Source organism: Pedobacter terrae (assembly GCF_036946585.1).
In the GTDB taxonomy this organism is placed as follows: Bacteria; Bacteroidota; Bacteroidia; order Sphingobacteriales; family Sphingobacteriaceae; genus Pedobacter; species Pedobacter terrae_C.
Map to the genome: position 1 here is coordinate 39771 of NZ_JAQIIV010000019.1, position 20152 is coordinate 59922.

General features: G+C 38.9%; 16 protein-coding genes and 1 pseudogene. 12 read left to right on the forward strand and 5 right to left on the reverse strand.

The features are described 5' to 3' along the window. The first annotated feature begins 1 nt into the window (after window position 1). From PGN18_RS19175 to PGN18_RS19230, 12 genes and pseudogenes are all read left to right on the forward strand, one after another. Entirely contained in the window at window positions 2-1459 is a 1458-nt protein-coding gene (locus tag PGN18_RS19175) for a UDP-N-acetylmuramoyl-L-alanyl-D-glutamate--2,6-diaminopimelate ligase (protein ID WP_335321196.1), read from the forward strand. Then, window positions 1459-2706 carry a phospho-N-acetylmuramoyl-pentapeptide-transferase gene (mraY, locus tag PGN18_RS19180; RefSeq protein WP_335321197.1) on the forward strand — a complete coding sequence of 416 codons (1248 nt, stop codon included), beginning with the start codon at window positions 1459-1461 and terminating at the stop codon, window positions 2704-2706. Before PGN18_RS19175 ends, mraY begins: the two co-directional genes overlap by 1 nt. A gap of 158 nt (window positions 2707-2864) precedes the next feature. Beyond that, window positions 2865-4253, forward strand: a complete 1389-nt coding sequence (gene murD, locus PGN18_RS19185) for a UDP-N-acetylmuramoyl-L-alanine--D-glutamate ligase (protein WP_335321198.1) — start codon at window positions 2865-2867, stop codon at window positions 4251-4253. A 15-nt stretch (window positions 4254-4268) separates the two neighbouring features. Continuing rightward, a complete protein-coding gene (locus PGN18_RS19190; RefSeq protein ID WP_335321199.1) occupies window positions 4269-5462 on the forward strand; it encodes an FtsW/RodA/SpoVE family cell cycle protein in 1194 nt (397 codons plus the stop codon). A 168-nt stretch (window positions 5463-5630) separates the two neighbouring features. Next, entirely contained in the window at window positions 5631-6734 is a 1104-nt protein-coding gene (gene murG, locus PGN18_RS19195; RefSeq protein WP_335321200.1) for an undecaprenyldiphospho-muramoylpentapeptide beta-N-acetylglucosaminyltransferase, read from the forward strand. A gap of 150 nt (window positions 6735-6884) precedes the next feature. After that, a complete protein-coding gene (murC, locus tag PGN18_RS19200) occupies window positions 6885-8240 on the forward strand; it encodes a UDP-N-acetylmuramate--L-alanine ligase (RefSeq protein WP_335321201.1) in 1356 nt (451 codons plus the stop codon). Then, complete coding sequence (locus tag PGN18_RS19205; RefSeq protein WP_335321202.1) at window positions 8233-9450, forward strand: cell division protein FtsQ; 1218 nt, start codon at window positions 8233-8235, stop codon at window positions 9448-9450. Before murC ends, PGN18_RS19205 begins: the two co-directional genes overlap by 8 nt. Before the next feature lie 5 nt (window positions 9451-9455). Further along, window positions 9456-10815, forward strand: a pseudogene (ftsA, locus tag PGN18_RS19210) (cell division protein FtsA). A gap of 130 nt (window positions 10816-10945) precedes the next feature. Further along, complete coding sequence (gene ftsZ / locus PGN18_RS19215) at window positions 10946-12574, forward strand: cell division protein FtsZ (protein ID WP_335321203.1); 1629 nt, start codon at window positions 10946-10948, stop codon at window positions 12572-12574. 166 nt (window positions 12575-12740) lie between these two features. Beyond that, entirely contained in the window at window positions 12741-13982 is a 1242-nt protein-coding gene (locus PGN18_RS19220; RefSeq protein WP_335321204.1) for an aminotransferase class I/II-fold pyridoxal phosphate-dependent enzyme, read from the forward strand. 254 nt (window positions 13983-14236) lie between these two features. Next, entirely contained in the window at window positions 14237-14413 is a 177-nt protein-coding gene (locus PGN18_RS19225) for a histone H1 (protein ID WP_090982499.1), read from the forward strand. Window positions 14414-14513: 100 nt separating this feature from the next. Next, window positions 14514-15683 (forward strand): alpha/beta hydrolase-fold protein, encoded by a 1170-nt coding sequence (locus tag PGN18_RS19230; protein ID WP_335321205.1) that lies wholly within the window; start codon window positions 14514-14516, stop codon window positions 15681-15683. A gap of 67 nt (window positions 15684-15750) precedes the next feature. Here PGN18_RS19230 and dapA read toward each other — a convergent pair whose 3' ends face one another. The 5 genes from dapA to PGN18_RS19255 form a co-directional block, all read right to left on the reverse strand. Then, a complete protein-coding gene (dapA, locus tag PGN18_RS19235; RefSeq protein WP_335321206.1) occupies window positions 15751-16638 on the reverse strand; it encodes a 4-hydroxy-tetrahydrodipicolinate synthase in 888 nt (295 codons plus the stop codon). Window positions 16639-16702: 64 nt separating this feature from the next. Further along, window positions 16703-16768, reverse strand: coding sequence for a hypothetical protein (locus PGN18_RS19240; RefSeq protein ID WP_335321236.1), 66 nt, complete (start codon window positions 16766-16768; stop codon window positions 16703-16705). A 137-nt stretch (window positions 16769-16905) separates the two neighbouring features. Next, window positions 16906-17082 carry a GxxExxY protein gene (locus PGN18_RS19245; protein WP_335321207.1) on the reverse strand — a complete coding sequence of 59 codons (177 nt, stop codon included), beginning with the start codon at window positions 17080-17082 and terminating at the stop codon, window positions 16906-16908. A gap of 125 nt (window positions 17083-17207) precedes the next feature. Beyond that, window positions 17208-19220 (reverse strand): NAD-dependent DNA ligase LigA, encoded by a 2013-nt coding sequence (ligA, locus tag PGN18_RS19250; protein ID WP_335321208.1) that lies wholly within the window; start codon window positions 19218-19220, stop codon window positions 17208-17210. A gap of 231 nt (window positions 19221-19451) precedes the next feature. Next, window positions 19452-20123 (reverse strand): ACP phosphodiesterase, encoded by a 672-nt coding sequence (locus PGN18_RS19255; protein ID WP_335321209.1) that lies wholly within the window; start codon window positions 20121-20123, stop codon window positions 19452-19454. Between the last annotated feature and the right edge of the window lie 29 nt (window positions 20124-20152).

The following is a 20152-nucleotide window of genomic DNA, read 5'->3' on the forward strand; positions in this document are numbered from 1 at the left end:
AATGCAATTACAAGATTTACTTTACGGTGTAACGATTAAAGAATTGGTTGGTAAAACCGATAGGCAGATCAATGCGCTGAATTTCGATTCGCGTAAGGTAGGTAAAGATGATATCTTTTTTGCAGTAATAGGTACCCTGGTTGATGGACACCAGTTTATTGAGCAAACTGTCCAACAAGGCGCAGGCGTAATTATCTGTGAAAATTTGCCGGAAATTCACAATTTTACGGTTACTTATGTTAAAGTTGAGAACACGTCGGTTGCCTTAGGGATTATGGCCGGTAATTATTTCGGTAATCCATCAGCAGATTTAAAACTGATCGGCATTACCGGAACAAACGGAAAAACTACCATTGCGACCATTCTTTTTAAATTATTTAAAGATCTGGGTTATAAAACAGGACTTTTATCGACCGTAGAAAATTACATCAATGATACTGTAGTGCCTGCTACCCACACTACACCAAACCCAATTGACTTAAACCAGCTTTTAAGGGATATGGTAAACGCAGGCTGCGATTATTGTTTCATGGAAGTGAGTTCACATGCCGTATCACAGCACCGGATAGAGGGGTTAACTTTCTCTGGCGGAGTATTTTCGAATTTAACGCATGATCATCTAGATTTTCATAAAACTTTTGATGCTTATCTGAAAGCCAAAAAAGCATTTTTTGATAGGCTACCTAAAACGGCATTTGCATTGACTAATATCGATGATAAAAACGGTATGGTGATGCTGCAAAATACCAAAGCCCATAAAAAGACCTATGCGCTAAAGCAGATGGCTGATTTTAAGGCAAAAATTATTGAAAACCAGTTTAGTGGTTTGCATTTGGATATCGATAACGAGGATGTTTACTTCAAATTGGTGGGTTCTTTTAATGCTTATAACCTATTGGCTGTTTACGGGACTGCGATTTTGTTGGAGCAGGATAAATTAAGGGTGCTGACGATGTTGAGCCGTTTATCAGGTGCAGAAGGAAGGTTTGATTATATCACTTCTGCCGATAAGATTATTGGTATTGTAGATTATGCACATACCCCAGATGCCGTTCAGAATGTATTGAGTACCATTGCCAATATACGCAAAGGAACCGAGCAGGTAATTACGGTAATTGGTTGTGGTGGAGATCGCGACAAAACCAAAAGACCAATTATGGCCCAGGTTGCCTGCGATTGGAGCGACAAAGTGATTCTCACATCTGATAATCCACGTACGGAAGATGCACAGGCCATCATCAATGACATGGAAGTTGGGGTTTCACCCACAAATAAGCGTAAAACATTATCCATTTTAGACAGAAAAGAAGCAATCAAAACAGCTTGTCATTTAGCACAGCCAGGAGATATTATTCTGGTTGCGGGTAAAGGACATGAGAAATACCAGGAAATTAGTGGCGTAAGGAACCATTTTGATGATAAAGAAATTTTACTTGAACAATTAAAACCAATCAGCTAATGTTATATTTATTATTCGAATACCTGCATAAGCATTATGATATCCCTGGGTTGAGGTTGTTTCAGTACATCACTTTCCGCGCTTCCATATCCATTATTTTATCGCTGGTCATCACTACGGTATATGGCCGGAGACTCATCGATTTTTTGCATAAAAAACAGGTAGGGGAAACAGTTAGAAATTTGGGTTTAGAAGGCCAGATGCAGAAACAAGGTACACCAACTATGGGTGGGATTATCATTTTGCTGGGTATTCTGATCCCAACATTACTTTTCGCCAATATTGGCAATATTTATGTTGTTCTGATGGTAATTACCACCATATGGATGGGCGCAATTGGCTTTTTGGATGATTACATCAAAGTTTTCAAGAAAAATAAGGAGGGATTAGCGGGGCGTTTTAAAGTGGTTGGTCAGGTGGGCCTGGGCTTAATTGTAGGCACTACCATGTATTTTCATCCTAATATTGTGGTGAGGGAAACCGTTCAGGATAATGTTAAAAGTACCTCTACAGTTCCGATGGTATTGCGCCAGAAAGGCGAAACGTTTTACTATACGCAAGATGTAAAATCAACCAAAACCAATATGCCTTTTTATAAGAATAACGAGTTCGATTATGCCAAGGTATTAAAGTTTTTAGGCGGCGATTATCAGAAATATGCATTTATCATATTCCTTATTTTTACCGTATTTATCATCACTGCAGTTTCAAATGGAGCCAATATTACCGATGGTATTGATGGGCTTGCCACTGGTACCTCGGCCGTAATTGGCATTACCTTAGGGATTTTGGCTTATGTATCGGGTAATACGATCATGGCCGATTACCTGAACATCATGTACATCCCAAATTCGGCAGAGCTGATGATTTTTGCAGGAGCATTTGTTGGCGCATGTGTGGGCTTCCTTTGGTACAACTCTTATCCCGCTCAGATTTTTATGGGCGATACCGGAAGTTTGGCCATTGGGGGTATAATTGCAGCTTTTGCTCTGATGATCCGTAAGGAGCTTTTGATCCCGATTTTATGTGGAATATTCCTGGTAGAATTGGTTTCGGTAATTATGCAGGTTTCATACTTCAAATATACCAAGAAGAAATTTGGAGAAGGCCGTAGGATTTTCCTGATGTCGCCTTTGCATCACCATTACCAGAAAAAAGGATATCACGAAGCCAAGATTGTAACCCGTTTTTGGATTATCGGAATCATGCTGGCAATTATGACCATCGTAACATTGAAATTAAGGTAGGTGAGGTTAAAGGTAGAGGGTAAAAAGGTTTAGGGTAGAGGGTTAATAGCCAGATGCTGAAATAGTGAAGAAAAATAAGAATAGTAAATAATATAAATAAAATGTGGTGATATTCCTGTCTTGATACTAGATACTCACTACTTAATACTAAAATAACAATGAACACGAATAACATCACATCAAGCAATACTGAGTCAGCAATGACCGGGCAAGGCCGTGTGGTTATTCTTGGTGCCGGTGAAAGTGGGGTAGGTGCAGCAAAGCTGGCGCAAGCCAAAGGCTTCGAGGTATTTGTTTCAGATTTTGGTGTTATAAATGATCAATACAAAGCTGCGTTAGAAAAGCTTGGCGTACCCTTTGAATCAGAAAAGCATACCGAAGAATTGATTTTGAATGCAACTGAAGTGATCAAAAGTCCGGGTATCCCGCCAACAGCGCCAATTGTTAAAAAACTGGTAGCTCAAGGTATTCCTGTGATTTCGGAAATTGAGTTTGCCAAAAGATATACCAAGGCCAAAACCATTTGCATTACAGGTTCCAATGGTAAATCAACCACAAGCCTGTTAACCTATCATATCTTGAAAAATGCGGGCCTGAATGTAGGTTTAGCCGGTAACATCGGGCAGAGTTTTGCCGCACAGGTGGCTGCCGAAGACTATGAATATTATGTGCTGGAAATTTCAAGCTTTATGCTTGATGATATGTTTCAGTTTAAGGCAGATATTGCTGTTTTATTGAATATCACGCCCGATCATTTAGATCGCTATGATTATAAACTGGAAAATTATGCAGCATCTAAAATGCGCATCATTCAAAACCAAACTGCAGATGATGTTTTCATTTATTGTGCAGACGATGAGGAGAGCCTGAAAGCCATGGCCATTACTAAACCTCTTGCCAGAACCTATCCTTTTTCAATTGTTAAACCACTTGAGAAAGGTGCTTATTTAGAAGAGAATACTTTACATATCGTTACAGAACCTAATAACCAACTAACCATGTCTATTTCAGAATTAGCCTTACAGGGCAAGCACAACATTTACAATTCTATGGCCTCAGGCATTGTGTCTAAAGTTTTAGAATTAAGAAATGAGTCCATCCGCGAGAGCATGGGTAATTTCAAGAATATTGAGCACAGGTTAGAGCATGTAGCCAAAATTTCGGGAATTGATTTCATTAACGATAGTAAAGCTACCAATGTAAACTCCACCTGGTACGCTTTAGAAAGTATGACGAGCGATGTAGTGCTGATTATGGGTGGTGTTGATAAAGGTAATGATTATGGCATGCTTAAGGATCTGGTTAAAAGTAAAGTAAAGGCGATTGTATGCCTGGGTAAAGACAATAAGCGTATTCATGATGCTTTTGAGGATGATGTAGAGATCATTGTAAATACTTTTTCTGCAGAAGAAGCTACACAGATTGCTTTCCATTTGGCCAAACGTGGCGATGCTGTGTTGCTATCACCTGCATGTGCAAGTTTTGATTTGTTTAAAAATTACGAAGACCGCGGTAACCAGTTTAAGGCGGCAGTTAGAGAATTATAGAAGGAGGCTCAATATATGTTGCAGGCACTACTTAATAAAACAAAAGGAGATAGATGGATCTGGCTGATCATCATCCTGCTTTCGCTTATATCTGTAATGGCAGTATATAGCGCAACAGGTACCCTGGCCTATAAAAAAGGAGAGGCTGTAGAAAAATTGTTGCTTACCAAACACCTTATTTTCGTGCTGCTGGGTATAGGTATGATTTATATCGCCCACCTGCTTGATTATCGCTATTATGCAGGTATTTCGAAGGTGCTGATGATTGTAACCATTCCTTTGCTGTTCTACACCTTAATATTTGGTACCAACTTAAACGATGCTTCAAGGTGGGTTAAAATTCCGGTTATCGGATTAACCTTTCAAACTTCCGATTTGGCCAAGCTGGCATTGATTACCTTTTTGGCCCGGATGCTCACCAAAAAGCAGGAAAATATTAAAGACGTTAAAGAATCATTTATACCCATTATGGGGTCGGTTTGTGTGGTTTTTGTTTTAATCGCACTGGCCAATTTATCTACTGCGTTAATGCTTTTTGGTGTAAGTATATTGCTGTTAATTATCGGTAGGATCAGTATTAAACAGATCGCGATTGTTTGTGCAGGCGGTTTTGTCCTGTTGTTATTCGTTTTCTTTTTGGGACCAAGGAGAAAAACCTACATGTCGCGGATCAATACGTTTATGCATCCCGAAATGCAGCATTCAGATAAAACTTTCCAGGCAGATCAGGCAAAAATTGCCTTGGCTACTGGTGGTGTTTTTGGTAAAGGACCAGGTAATAGTACACAACGCAATTTCCTACCACACCCGTATTCCGATTTTATTTTCGCCATTATTATTGAAGAATGGGGAACTGTGGGAGGAATTGTTATCATGATACTATACCTGGTGCTTTTATACCGATGTATTAAAATCGTCACGCGGGCGCCCAAAGCATTTGGTGCCCTGCTGGCCGCCGGATTGAGTTTCAGTCTGACCATTCAGGCCTTTGCAAATATGGCCGTAGCCGTTGGTTTGGGTCCGGTAACCGGAGTTCCGTTGCCACTGGTCAGTATGGGGGGTACCTCCATGATTTTTACGAGTGTGGCTTTTGGTATTATTCTGAGCGTAAGCCGTGATGTAGAGGAAAATGCCCGTGTCACAACAAAAGAAGATAAAGATAAAGTGAAAAATAAAGTAATAATTGGTGAAATACCAGCAATGGCATAGTTGATCATTATTAAAAGATGTTAAAATAAATTAACTACAGAAAAAACAGAGAGTAAGGCACAGAGAAACACTAAGAAAGATTTGTGATTCAAAAATAAGCTTAATGTTCTCAGTAGTAAAAGTAAACTTAGTGCACTTTGCGGTTAAGAAAATAGATAAAAAATTAAAATGAATAATTCCCCAAAAATTATCATATCAGGTGGTGGCACTGGCGGGCATATTTTTCCCGCCGTAGCCATAGCCAATGCGCTTAAACGCATGGTGCCAACCTGTGAAATCTTATTTGTGGGCGCCGTAGGCCGCATGGAAATGGAAAAAGTTCCTGCAGCCGGATATAAAATTATCGGATTAAATATCAGTGGCTTACAACGCGGCTCGCTTGTTAAGAATCTGGCACTTCCGTTAAAAGTAATCGGTAGTGTGCGTAAAGCCATGCAGATTATTAATGATTTTAAACCTAATGCCGTAGTGGGCGTTGGCGGTTATGCTTCTGGACCGCTTTTGTATGCAGCTTCTTTAAAGGGAGTTCCCTACCTCATTCAGGAACAGAATTCTTATGCAGGGATCACCAATAAATGGTTAGGTAAAAAGGCTTCAAAAATCTGTGTCGCTTTCGATGACATGGATCAGTTTTTTCCATCTGATCGGATTTTGAAAACAGGAAATCCTGTGCGCCAGGAAGTAATTGATATTAAAGGCAAACACCATGCAGGAGCCGAATTATTAAAACTAGATCCATTAAAAAAAACCATTATGGTTACCGGTGGAAGTTTGGGTGCAGGAACACTGAATAAGGCAATTGAAAAGCACTTACCTGAAATTATTGCACAAGATGTACAGGTGATCTGGCAAACCGGTAAGTATTACTACAAAGGGATTATAGAAAGGTTGGGCCTGGAATACCACCCAAATGTTCGGATCCTGGAGTTTTTAAACAAAATGGATCTGGCTTATGCCGCTGCCGATGTCATTATCAGCCGGGCTGGGGCGGGAACCATTGCGGAACTTTGTTTGATTAAAAAGCCGGTGATTCTGGTGCCTTCGCCGAATGTTGCTGAAGATCATCAAACGAAAAATGCGATGGCCCTGGTCAAAAATGGAGCAGCCATCCTAATTAATGATCGTGCTGCGGAAGATACGCTTGTAAAAGAATCGTTGGCATTGCTAAAAAATAAAGAACAGAGCGAAACATTAGCCCAGAATCTGGCGAAGATGGCATTGCCAAAAGCGGATGAGATCATTGCTGGAGAGGTATTGAAATTAATTAAGTAAGCTTAAAGATAACAGTCTAATGCTAAAAGACCAAACGAAAGGAAGGTCGTCATTGCGAGGTACAAAGTAATCTTAAAAGCGATAGAAAACAAAAAAGGAACAGTAGAAAGGCAGCTTTAAGCTTTGTCTTTCTGCTTTTAACTAAAAAAAATGGAATTAAGTAAAATAAATAGGGTTTTCTTTGTGGGTATCGGTGGTATCGGCATGAGTGCGCTTGCCCGTTATTTTGCTAAACGCGGACAGGTGGTTTGTGGTTACGATAAAACCCACACCAAACTGACTGAAGCCTTAACACAGGAAGGGATTTCGATTACTTTCCTTGACGAACCCGCTGCATTGCCAAATGAATTTTTGGATCACCAGGACGATACCCTTGTTGTTTACACACCAGCAGTTCCAAAAGATTCGAAGATTTTAAACTACTTTATAGGAAAAGGTTTTACGCTAAAAAAACGTTCAGAAGTTTTAGGGATTATCAGTAAAGGAATGTTCTGCATTGCCATAGCAGGTACACACGGTAAAACCACAACATCATCTATTGTTGCACATATTTTAAAAGATACCGGTTACGATTGCACAGCTTTTTTAGGCGGCATTACCAGCAACTATAACAGTAATGTGCTTTTTGGACGAAACAATGTGGTAGTGGTAGAGGCTGATGAATACGATCGTTCATTCCTTACTCTACATCCTGATGTAGCTGTAGTTACTTCGATGGATGCCGATCATTTAGATATTTACGGGGATAAAAGCCATATCGAAGAATCTTTCCGTTTGTTTGCAGCCCAGCTTAAAGCAGAAGGTTTACTCTATGCGCATGAAGGATTACCGCTTGAAAAAAGCATCAGCTATGGAGCAAGTTCATCCGCGACAGCTAAGGCGGAGAATTTAAGGGTAGTAGGCTCAAAATTTCTTTTCGATTATACGGACAATTCCCATAGTATTAAAGACATCGGTTTGATGTTACCCGGTAGGCACAATGTTGAAAATACAACGGTCGCTATTGCTATTGCTTTACAATTAGGCATTGATGCGGATAAAATAAAGCAGGCTATTGCAAATTTTAAAGGCGTTAAACGCCGCTTTGAATACATTGTAAATAATGGCAATCAAATTTACATCGATGATTATGCACATCATCCTGAAGAGCTGAGGGCTTGTTTTGATGCCGTGAGGCAGCTGTATCCCGACAAGAAATTAACAGTAATTTTTCAACCGCACCTGTTCACCAGGACACGGGATTTTGCAGATGAATTTGCAAAGGTTTTAAGCACTGCGGACGCGCTGATGTTATTAGAAATTTATCCTGCAAGAGAATTGCCGATTGAAGGAATAAATGCACAGTTTTTATTGGATAAAATCACACTGTCAAATAAACAAATATGTGAGAAAGATTTCGTGATTCAACAGGTTAGAGATACAAAACCTGAATTAATTTTAACAGTAGGCGCGGGCGATATCGACACCATTATCGAACCCCTTAAAAACACTTTGAACAATGCTTAAACGGATAAACTGGGGCGCAATTTTTACTGGATTTGCCTGGCTGATCAGCCTGGCAGGAGTAGTAGTGCTTTTGAGTTTTATCAACGTAAAGAAACAGACGGTCAAATGCAAAGATGTTAAGATCCTCATTCCTGGGGCAGATAATTTCATAGAGCGCGAAGAGATCGACGCGATTTTGAAAGAAGATCAGGGTGTGCTTTTAGGTCGTAACCTCGAAAATATCAATATTCATAATATTGAGAGAAAATTGCAGTCTAACCCCTATATCGGTTTTGCTAAAGTGTATGTAGATATGGATGGAGTCCTGCATATTGAAGTAAAACAGCGCCAGCCTATCCTTCGCATATTGAACGAGAACGGGCAAGATTTCTATATTGATAATGATGGATTGAAAATGCCTATTTCATCGAACTTCACTGCTAATGTATTGGTGGCAACAGGACACATTACTGAAGTTTTTGGCAGCAAGATAGATACTTTACATACAAAACTGGCGAGAGATTTATATAAAACTGCACAATTCATTAAAAAAGACACACTCTGGGATTCGCAAATAGAGCAGGTTGTGGTTGATCAAAAAAACGATATCGAACTGATACCAAGAGTTGGTAATCAGCGCATTATTTTAGGTAACGCCGATTCTCTTGAAAAGAAAATGAATAACCTGTTATTGTTCTATAAAAAAGCAATGCCACAAGTAGGATGGGATACTTATAGAACGATCAATATTAAGTATACCAACCAGATTGTTTGCGAAAAAAGAGATTCGACAGAATTAGGGAAAAAAGCTAAAACAATTTCTGCAGCAGATAGTTTGAGGATACAACGAAGTGTAACCGACTCATTAGTCAGAAGTACAATTGTTGCGGCAATGGATGATCGTCCTGAGCCTGAGCAACATAAAGAAGAACCAAAAAAAACTGAAGTTCAGAAGGTTAATCCCAAAAAGGTTGAAGTTAAAAAAACTGAACCGAAAAAAGTAGAACCGAAAAAAGCAACACCAGTAAAAACAGAAGTAAAAAAGCCGGCGGTTGCGTTGGTCATAAAACCAAAGGCAACAAAACCGGCGGATAAAAAAGAAAAACCGAAGCAAACGGTAGCAACACAGCCAAAGCCGGCAAAATCTGAGGCTCAATTGAAAAAGGAAAAAGATGCAAGAGAGAGAGAAATCAGAGCCCTGGAAAAACAGTATAAAACTCAGCAAAATTAACAAATATGGACAAGGCAAAATTTACCAGTCAGTCGCCCATCGTAGTAGGATTGGATATCGGTACTACAAAAATTTGTGTTATCGTTGGCCGTAGAACGCAACACGGTAAGATAGAAATCTTAGGAATAGGCAAGGCAGAATCGGCGGGGGGTAACGCGTGGGGTAGTTTCTAATATTCAAAAAACAGTTCAGGGAATTGCTCAGGCTGTTGAAGTGGCAAGCGGACAATCCAATGTAGAAATACAGGTGGTAAATGTGGGTATCGCTGGTCAGCATATTAAAAGCTTACAGCACAGAGGGATTTTAACAAGAAGAGAATTAAACAACGAAATCGGTAAAAAGGATATCGATAAGTTAATTGATGATATGTTTAAACTGGTAATGCCTCCGGGTGAGGAGATTATCCATGTATTGCCGCAAGAGTTTACCATTGATAACGAACCGGGAATCAAAGATCCGATCGGCATGGCAGGAGTTCGCCTTGAAGCGAATTTCCATATCATTTCTGGTCAGGTTACGGCGGTAAAAAATATTATAAAATGTGTAAACAATGCAGGGTTGCAAACTCAGGACTTAATTCTTGAGCCATTGGCTTCATCTGAATCGGTGTTGAGCGAGGAAGAAAAAGAAGCTGGTATTGCATTGGTTGATATTGGTGGTGGTACTACTGATATTGCTATTTTTCACGAAGGTATTATCCGTCACACTGCAGTTATTCCTTTTGGTGGTAATAGTGTTACTGAAGATATTAGAGAGGGCTGTTCTGTCATGCGTAATCAGGCTGAGTTGCTGAAAACGCGTTTTGGTTCGGCATTGGCTGAAGAGAATAAAGAAAATGAAATTATCTGCGTACCTGGTTTACGTGGCCGCGAACCAAAAGAAATTTCGGTTAAAAACCTGGCTTATGTTATTCAGGCGCGTATGGAAGAAATTATTGAACATGTGTATTACGAAATTAAGTCTTCCGGATATGAGAAAAAGCTGATCGGTGGTATCGTGATTACCGGCGGCGGCGCTTTATTAAAACATTTATCTCAAGCGGTTGAATACGTAACGGGTTTAGATTGCCGTATCGGTTACCCGAACGAGCATTTATCTAAATATGAAGATATGCCGAAAGCCATTTATGATGATCTGAAAAGCCCAATGTACGCAACCAGTGTAGGTTTGCTGATTAAAGGAATCCAAAAAGCTGAAGAGTTGATGGAGGAAATGAAACAACCAGGTGTTTTTATAGAAAAACCAAAAACTGCGAAAGAGAAAGAAAAACGTGGGCCAGGTTTGTTCGATAAGCTATTGGCAAAAACAAGAACTTTCATTCAAGATGATATGAATGTGAGTGATGAAGATTACCTGAAAAGCTAGTTATTTTTCCACAAAGAAAGAGTTTTCCACATTCTTAACACTTGTGGAAAACGTCTGTTGAAAAAGTGTTAATATTACATGGAGTAATGAACAGAATTTAAAAATTTTTAAACAACTGATTCATAAAGATATGCAGTTCGAAATGTTAAAAGATAAATCTTCAATCATCAAGGTTATTGGTGTTGGAGGTGGTGGCGGCAACGCAGTGAACCATATGTACCTGTCTGGTATTACTGGTGTAGATTTTATTATTTGTAATACAGATGCCCAGGCGTTGGAATCTAGCCCCATACCTAACAAGGTACAATTAGGTGCGAGCTTAACAGAAGGAATGGGAGCTGGTTCTATTCCGGAAGTTGGTAAAAACTCAGCCATAGAAAATATCGATGATATTAAGGCTATGTTAGGTAATACCACCAAAATGCTTTTTATTACAGCAGGTATGGGTGGTGGTACCGGAACAGGCGCTTCACCAATTATTGCGCAAGCAGCTAAAGAACTTGACATTTTAACTGTAGCCATCATTACTACACCATTTTCTTTCGAAGGAAAAAGACGTAGGCTGCAGGCCGACGAGGGAATGGAGGAGTTGAAAAAATATGTAGACTCTTACCTGGTTATCTCTAACGATCGCTTGCGGGAAATCTTTGGAAACTTAACACTGGGTTCTGCCTTTGGCCAGGCCGATGATATTTTAACAACGGCTGCAAAAGGCATTGCAGAAATTATTACGGTTCCGGGTTATATCAACGTCGATTTTAAGGATGTGCGTACCGTAATGAAAGATAGTGGTGTAGCCATTATGGGTAGTTTTGCCGCAGAGGGCGATGACCGTGCATTACAGGCAGTAGAAGGCGCTTTAGCTTCTCCATTATTAAAAGATAATGAAATTGAAGGAGCACGTTATATTTTATTGAATATCAGTTCTGGTTTACGCGAAGTAACGATGGATGAGGTTTCAATCATTACCGACTATATCCAGGAAAAGGCTGGTTTATCAGCAGATTTAATCTGGGGTAATTGTACAGATGAATCTTTAGGTGATAAACTTTCAGTAACCATCATTGCAACAGGTTTTCAAACTTCAGAAGAACGCGTAAAAGAAGAAAAAAATAAAAAGAAAATATCACTTTTAACGCCAGAAGAAGCACCACTTGTTCGTCCGGTTGAACCGGTAAATTCTTTCATTCAGCCTAAAGCAGCACCATCTTATGAACCTGTTTTAAAAACTAAGGAAGAAGTTTCGCAAGCAGATCTTTTTGGTGGTATGTTTAGTAAATCAGAACCTCAAAAAGTTCAGGATCCAGAAAGCAATGTGATTCGGCATACTTTAATTGAAGAAGAGCCTCAGGTAGAAGAAGCAAAAGAAAACGGATTTGAGTTCGAAGTTAAATTGGCAGAAACTAATTTTGTATTCGAAACGCAAGCAAAAGCAGCCCCTATGCCGCAGCCTGAACCAGAAATCGAAATGCCGGTTGTTGGATTGGACGATGACAAAAGTGATGAATCAATGGAAGAGCAATTGAAAAAATCAAAAGAACGTATTTTACGTTTAAAAGATTTAAGCATGAAATTGCGTACAACCAATGGTTTACAGGAACTGGAAAATGAACCTGCTTATAAACGCAAGCAAATGCAGTTACAACAGGTTCAGCATTCTTCTGAATCGCAGGTAAGTAGGTTTACTTTAAGCAGCGACCAGGATGGCGGTACGGAAATTAGACCCAATAATTCTTTTCTGCATGATAACGTTGATTAAAACCAACCAAACATAATTTAAAGCCCCGTTGTAACATCGGGGCTTTTTTTGGCATACAATTAGCACGTTAAAAAACTTAATTGGTACCTTAAAGATCGCCAAGTTGATTTTAAGCTGAATAAAGCTTAAATTCGCAAAATTTTATAATAAAAAAACAGGTAATACATTGGATATATTTGATAAAATAGCAAAGCACATGGGGCCAATTGGTCAACACCAGAAATGGTCTCATGGGTATTTCTCCTTTCCTAAATTAGAAGGGGAAATTGCACCGCATATGCAATTTAAAGGAAAAGAGCATTTGGTTTGGAGTTTAAACAACTACTTAGGTTTAGCCAATCATCCGGAAGTACGAAAGGCAGATGAAGAAGCTGCAGCTCAATACGGTATGGCTTACCCTATGGGTGCCCGCATGATGAGTGGTAACTCTAAGTTTCATGAGCAGTTGGAACAGGAATTGGCCGGTTTTGTTGGTAAACCAGATGCATTTTTATTGAATTATGGTTATCAAGGTATGGTATCCATTATTGATACCCTGGTTGATCGTAATGATGTAATTGTTTACGATGCTGAATCGCATGCCTGTATTATTGATGGTTTGCGCCTGCATATGGGAAAACGTTTTGTATATAAACATAACGATATAGAAAGCGCACGTAAACAATTAGAGCGTGCTACAAAATTAACACAGGAATCTGGCGGAGGTATTTTATTAATTACCGAAGGTGTTTTTGGCATGAGTGGTGCGCAGGGTAAATTAAAAGAAATTGTAGATCTTAAAAAGGAATTCGAATTCCGCATCCTGGTTGATGATGCACATGGTTTTGGTACCATGGGTAAAACAGGAGCCGGTACACACGAAGCTCAGGACTGTATTGACGGGATTGATGTGTATTTTGGTACCTTTGCCAAATCAATGGCTGGCATTGGTGCTTTCGTGGCATCTACTGAAGAAATCACCAATTTCTTGAGGTACAATATGCGTTCACAAACTTTTGCCAAAGCCTTGCCAATGCCAATGGTAATTGGATTATTAAAACGTTTGGAGTTATTGAAAAGTCGCCCGGAGTTAAAAGATAAACTTTGGGAAATTGCTACAACCCTTCAGACGGGATTACGTGAGCGTGGTTTCGACCTAGGTGTTACTGATTCGGTAGTTACCCCGGTTTTCTTAAAAGGCGAGCTCTCTGATGCCACAGCACTTACATTCGACCTGCGCGAGAACTATGGCATCTTCTGCTCCATCGTGGTGTATCCGGTAATTCCTAAAGGAATGATCGAATTACGTTTAATCCCAACAGCCGTACACACGCTTGAAGATGTACAACGTACTTTGGATGCTTTTAGCGAAGTTGCAGAAAAGTTAGCAAACGGATACTATAAAGAGAATCTTTTCGCTACTGCTTAAAACCAATAGAAATTTTACAAAGCCCTTTAAATATGTTTAAAGGGCTTTTTTTTTGGGGCGGTGTTTTTGCAATGGCTTGTGTTTCAGTTGTTTGTTTTCGTTTTTATGGTTTATATGTTTATAAACCCACTATATGTGGAAAAAAACGGTTTAGTAAGCTATTTTTTATTGTTCCAAAAGTTTTTTTATTTCCTTTAACCCTTTAAATTAGATAATTAAAACTAAAAACCTTAAGAACCAAAGGAGTAATCAAAATGAAAAAATTCGAAGAAGTAAAAAGTTTAGTGGCAGCTTTAGAAGCTGATGCAGACAAATTTTATAACAAAGGCAATAGCGCAGCAGGAACCCGCGTACGTAAAGGTATGCAAGATCTGAAAAACTTAGCTCAGGCCATTCGTTTAGAAGTTCAGGAAACCAAAAATAAAGCTTAAGCGATTTTCATAAATATGATACCGAATGGCCTCTTTATGCGAAGAGGCCATTGTTTTTTAATAGACAAATTAAATCATTACGATTACCTTATTCCATACCATGAAAAAACTAATTTTACTCATGCTGCTTGGTTGCACGCAAATAATGTATGCCCAGGAAAATCTAAATTTTGGCCGTCAGAGAGAAATTATATCGCCGCAAACGAATCCTGACGGTACTTTTACTTTCAGGCTTAAAGCACCAAATGCAAAGAAGGTAGAAATACAGGGAGATTTTTTGGTTTCGAAGCCAAACACTCCAACCACGCAGGAAATGAAATTGGGAACAGATAGTGTTTGGTCATATACTTCTGCAGTTTTACCCTCGGAACTTTACAGTTACAGTTTTATTGTTGATGGTTTGAAGATCCGGGATCCAAACAATGTTTACCTGATTAGAGATGTATCATCTGTTGTCAATGTATTTTTAGTAGGAAATGGCAAGGCCGATTTATATATGGTTAAAGATGTACCGCATGGGACGGTCGCAAAACGTTGGTATCAATCCGCTGGGCTTAAAACCAGTCGTAGACTCACTATTTATACACCGCCAGGTTATGAAGCTTCAAAAGTGAATTATCCAGTTTTATATCTCTTACATGGTGTGGGAGGGGATGAAGAAGCCTGGATGCAACTCGGTAGAGCTTCTCAGATTTTAGATAACCTCATCGCTGCTGGCAAAGCCAGGCCGATGATTGTGGTGATGACTAATGGCCACACCAGTAACACCGCTGCACCGGGAGAATCTTCAAAAGGACTTTATAAACCAATTATGATGACGCCTGATGTTTTTAATGGTGATATGGAATCCTACTTTAAAGAAATTATCGATTTTACAGAGAAAAACTATCGTACCGGTAAAACGCAGCATGATCGGGCCATTGCGGGATTATCAATGGGAGGATTTCATTCCCTGTATATATCGGCCAATTATCCTAAAACTTTTGGTTATGTCGGTTTATTTTCTCCAGCGATATTGCCACCGGCTAGTGCAGCAAGCCCTATCTACAGAGATTTGGATTTGAAACTCGAAGCGCAAAAGAAAAATGACTACAACTTATATTGGATTGCAATAGGTAAAACAGATTTCCTATATAAAAATGTGAATGAGTTTAGAAAGAAGCTTGATGGAATGAGCTTCAAATATGATTATAAAGAAAGTGAGGGCGGGCATACCTGGTCGAATTGGCGGGATTACTTATCAGAATTTACGCCGATGTTATTTAAATAGTTTTTACCAAACTTAAAAGGCTTCCAAATTTTGAATCTGGAAGCCTTTTTATTACTTAATTATGCGATTAAGCCATTTGAAGTAATTTATCAACTTCAGCAATAATTAATTTTTCTAAAGATGATGAAGCTTTTACTAACGGCAACCTAACAGTATCATCACAAATACCTAAATGTTTTAGTGCCGCTTTTATCCCGGCAGGATTTCCTTCTGCAAAAGCCAGACGCGTAAATTCTATTAAACTTAAATGTGCCGGTAAGGCAGCCTTGTAATCGCCAGCCAAACAAAATCTAACCATATCGGAGAATTGTTTAGGGAGGGCGTTTCCAATTACTGAAATAATACCTGCAGCGCCTAAAGCGATCATCGGTAAAGTCACCGGATCATCCCCAGAGATTAAAAGAAAATCATCAGGTTTATCTCTCATAATCTGGTTAAACTGATCAAAGCTTCCCGATGCTTCTTTAGTTGCAATAATGTTTTTAAAATCGTGCGCCAGTCTGCAAGTCGTTTCCGGACTCATATTGCTCATTGTACGCCCGGGAACATTGTAGAGGATCAAATCCAATGGCGAAATTTCAGCTAAATATTTATAATGCTGATAAATCCCTTCCTGGGTGGGTTTATTGTAATAAGGGCTAACGGATAAAATTGCGCTATACCCGGTTGTATCAAAAGATTTAATATCCTCAGCTACAGCTAAAGTATTATTGCCACCAATACCTGCAACCAATGGTAATCTGTTATTGTTAATTTCAGCAGTATAGGCCCACACCTTCTTCTTCTCGTCCTTGGTCATTGTAGCGGTTTCGCCGGTTGTACCTAAAGAAACGAGGTAATCTATCCCTCCTTCTACCAAATGATTAATCAGGTTTTTTAAGCCATTATAATCAACTGATCCATCTGTGTTGAAAGGCGTAACCAACGCTACACCAGTACCCTGAAATTTGTTCATTATATAATTTACTTTTTGTTTTTACCACGAAGCCACAAAGGGCACCAAGGCTTTTATTTTTAGGTTATAAATAGCCATTTATTACCCGCTTAATTCCGTCTTTTATTTTTGCCACATTAAAATTGATCAGTAAACCAAGTTTACAATCTGCTAATTTTAATAGGTAATGGTTTGTGCCAGATGTACTTCATTTAAAAAACTAACTGATTTAATTTCTACCACAAATTTTGCTCTACCAAGATGTCAATTCTGCAGTTACAATTAAGTTTAATGCCCTTGTATATTACAGGAAGTTTTAATTGTGGTAAAAACATGCATTCCTGCACTTTTTAATTCATAAATCAAGCACGTTTCATATGCAGATTCTAACAAACCTGGTCCTAATTCTACATGTACGCGGTAAGCCGCATTTACAATCGCCTTTGCAATCTGTTCTTCATTCATCCCTATTTTTCAATAATAAATCCTGATAAAGCAGGATCCTAAATGATTAATAATTGTAGGGATGTTTTATTTATACTTGCCAACAAAAACTAAAACTTTATGGTCTTAGTGCCTTTGTGGTTAAGTTATTTTATCATTTCTAAAAGCTCGGCGTCGCTGATGATCGGAACGTTTAGTTTATTCGCTTTTTCCAATTTAGATGGGCCCATATTATCGCCTGCAACAAGGTAGTTCAGTTTGCCCGAAATACTGCTCAGCATCTTGCCTCCATTGGCCTCAATCATATCTTTAAGCTCATCGCGGCTAAAGTTTTCAAAAACGCCCGAAATTACGAATGTTTTTCCAATAAGTCGGTCGCTATCAAGCGTAATTACTTTTTCTTCAATTTCAAACTGCAATCCGGCTAATTTTAATAATTCTACCTGCCTTAAATGCTCAGATTTTCCAAAATACTCAACAATACTCTCCGCAATACGCTGTCCGATTTCATCAATAGCAATTAATTCCTCTACAGTAGCCTTCAATAGATTATCAATATTTTTTACCCCGGCAGCAGTTTTACGTGCAACTGTTTCGCCAACATATCGGATGCCCAGGCCAAAAAGCACTTTTTCAAAAGGCATTTCCTTCGATTTTTCAATGCCCTTGAGCATGTTTTCGATTGATCGTTCCCCAAAACGGTCTAAGGTTTTAAGCTGATCTGCTTTTTCATGTAGCGTGTATAAATCACTGATGTGCCTTACGAGACCATGTTTGTAAAAAGTTTCGATGGTTTCATCACCAAGTCCATCAATGTTCATAGCCTTGCGCGAAATAAAGTGCTGGATTTTTCCAACAATTTGCGGCGGACAGCCTTCATCATTCGGACAGTAATGTACTGCTTCTCCTTCTTTTCTGATCAGTTCGGTTCCGCATTCAGGGCAATGATGAAGATAATGTACTTTTTTTGATCCCTCTAAGCGTTTCTGCAGATTTACTTTAATAATCTTCGGGATAATTTCACCGCCCTTTTCAACATAAACCGTATCACCTTCATGTAAATCTAAACGCTCTATCTCGTTAGCATTGTGCAAGGTGGCGCGTTTAACAGTGGTTCCAGCCAATAAAACAGGTTTTAGGTTGGCAACTGGTGTAACCGCCCCGGTTCTTCCCACCTGGTAGGTTACTTTTTCCAGAACCGTTTCAACTTCTGCTGCTTTATACTTGTATGAAATCGCCCAACGCGGTGATTTTGAGGTAAAACCCAATTCCTGTTGTTGTGCATAACTGTTTACTTTAATTACAATTCCATCAATATCGTAACTTAATTTAAAACGTTCGTTTTCCCAATGGTGGATAAATTCGAGAACAGCGTCTATACCTGAAACCAGTTTGGTATGCTCACAAACATGGAATCCCCAATCTTTTACGGCATTTAAACTTTCCCAGTGTGTTTTAAATTCATTTTTATCTGTGTATAAAAAGTAAATAAAGCCATCTAAAGGCCGTTTGGCTACTTCCTTGCTATCCTGCATTTTAATGGTTCCCGAGGCAAAGTTCCGTGGATTTGCATATGGGATTTCACCAAGTTCTTCCCGGTAAGCATTTAATCGTAAAAAAGCTGCTTTGTGCATAAAAATCTCGCCACGGATTTCAAAATGCTCGGGTGCTAAAGCCGATTTGATCTGATGCGGAATGGTATGAATGGTTTTTACATTGTTTGTTACATCATCGCCTTTGGTACCATCACCACGGGTAACTGCACGCAAAAGTTTGCCATTTTCGTAAGTAAGGCTAATGGACAGGCCATCAAATTTTAATTCACATACATATTGGAAATTGTCGCCAATGGCTTTACGGATGCGCTCATCAAAATCGCGGAGATCTTGTTCATTGTAGGTATTCCCCAAAGATAACATGGGGTATTTATGTTGTACCGTGACAAAATTTTTGGTGATATCGCCACCAACGCGCTGGGTTGGCGAATTTGGATCGGCTAAATCAGGATTTGCTTTCTCGAGCTCAGCCAGGTGCTTTAATTTTTTATCAAACTCATAATCTCCAATGGTAGGCATGGCCAGCACGTAATAATTATAATTGTGTTGGTTTAATTCAGCCACCAGGGCATCCATTTCTTCTTTTATTGCAGTTAGCGACATAAGACAAATATAGAAAAAGGATAAAGTGGTTTTATAGATTGAATGGTAAAAAAAGGCATTGGAGTTTTTTTGAAGATTTGACGCGGTATCTGGAAAATTAGTTAACGGTGATATTGTTAAATAAAAAAGCATTTTTTTTAATTATTGCTTTATGTAAAAAGCAATTTTAATATTTACGACACTAAGATTTACAGCGATTATGTGGCACTTGAGTATAAGATAAGAGTTAAATCATAGTTTTTTCTCTATCTCCTCAAAAATATCCATAAAATCGTTTTCCAGGGCAGTTTTGAAAACACCTAGCTCAAAGGTAAGCTGTTGTAATTGTTTATCGTCCAGTGTTTTGGGCCATAAACGCATACAGATCCGGTTCAGGGCATAACTGATGTTTTCGAGTTTCTGATAACTCAAAAGATATTTGCTGCTGATAAATTTTTCCAAAAAATTAAAGAATAACTCCGGATTTTTAAAGTTACAGTGCTCCAGGAAATCACTTAACGATTCTTTTTTTACCGAACTCAAATTTTCATAAAAATGGTTTACCTGAATTAAGTTTTGTTCAACCAATAAATGATCTAACAATAGCTCCAGGCCAACATGGGCAAGAAATGACGGACGAACTACTGTATTTTCTACAATAGGTTTAATGAGTTGTTTAAGTTCAGTGGTTTTTTCTAAGAAGAAATTAGAAGAATGAAAAAGCAGGTCGACAGCCAGATGTCTTTTCCAGCCAATAAGTAGGTTTTCCTCGGCAGGATTTCCTTTAAACAGGAATTCATTTTTGTGGGGATATAAATTGGCCTCTTTTACGGCATTTTTGATCAAATCTGGCAAAACTGTTCCCATTACCACATTGGCATCGTTATTTGTCCGGTCGAAATAATAATGGGATAAAAAGTTCATCCCGCAAGGTAATATTTTCTCGTATGCTT

What these genes read in the sequence shown, in the direction of transcription:
- PGN18_RS19175 (WP_335321196.1), top strand. Translation starts at nt 2, where the DNA reads ATGCAATTACAAGATTTACTTTACGGTGTAACGATTAAAGAATTGGTT.
- mraY (WP_335321197.1), top strand. Translation starts at nt 1,459, where the DNA reads ATGTTATATTTATTATTCGAATACCTGCATAAGCATTATGATATCCCT.
- murD (WP_335321198.1), top strand. Translation starts at nt 2,865, where the DNA reads ATGAACACGAATAACATCACATCAAGCAATACTGAGTCAGCAATGACC.
- PGN18_RS19190 (WP_335321199.1), top strand. Translation starts at nt 4,269, where the DNA reads ATGTTGCAGGCACTACTTAATAAAACAAAAGGAGATAGATGGATCTGG.
- murG (WP_335321200.1), top strand. Translation starts at nt 5,631, where the DNA reads ATGAATAATTCCCCAAAAATTATCATATCAGGTGGTGGCACTGGCGGG.
- murC (WP_335321201.1), top strand. Translation starts at nt 6,885, where the DNA reads ATGGAATTAAGTAAAATAAATAGGGTTTTCTTTGTGGGTATCGGTGGT.
- PGN18_RS19205 (WP_335321202.1), top strand. Translation starts at nt 8,233, where the DNA reads ATGCTTAAACGGATAAACTGGGGCGCAATTTTTACTGGATTTGCCTGG.
- ftsZ (WP_335321203.1), top strand. Translation starts at nt 10,946, where the DNA reads ATGCAGTTCGAAATGTTAAAAGATAAATCTTCAATCATCAAGGTTATT.
- PGN18_RS19225 (WP_090982499.1), top strand. Translation starts at nt 14,237, where the DNA reads ATGAAAAAATTCGAAGAAGTAAAAAGTTTAGTGGCAGCTTTAGAAGCT.
- PGN18_RS19230 (WP_335321205.1), top strand. Translation starts at nt 14,514, where the DNA reads ATGAAAAAACTAATTTTACTCATGCTGCTTGGTTGCACGCAAATAATG.
- dapA (WP_335321206.1), bottom strand. Translation starts at nt 16,638, where the DNA reads ATGAACAAATTTCAGGGTACTGGTGTAGCGTTGGTTACGCCTTTCAAC.
- PGN18_RS19245 (WP_335321207.1), bottom strand. Translation starts at nt 17,082, where the DNA reads ATGAATGAAGAACAGATTGCAAAGGCGATTGTAAATGCGGCTTACCGC.
- ligA (WP_335321208.1), bottom strand. Translation starts at nt 19,220, where the DNA reads ATGTCGCTAACTGCAATAAAAGAAGAAATGGATGCCCTGGTGGCTGAA.
- PGN18_RS19255 (WP_335321209.1), bottom strand. Translation starts at nt 20,123, where the DNA reads ATGAACTTTTTATCCCATTATTATTTCGACCGGACAAATAACGATGCC.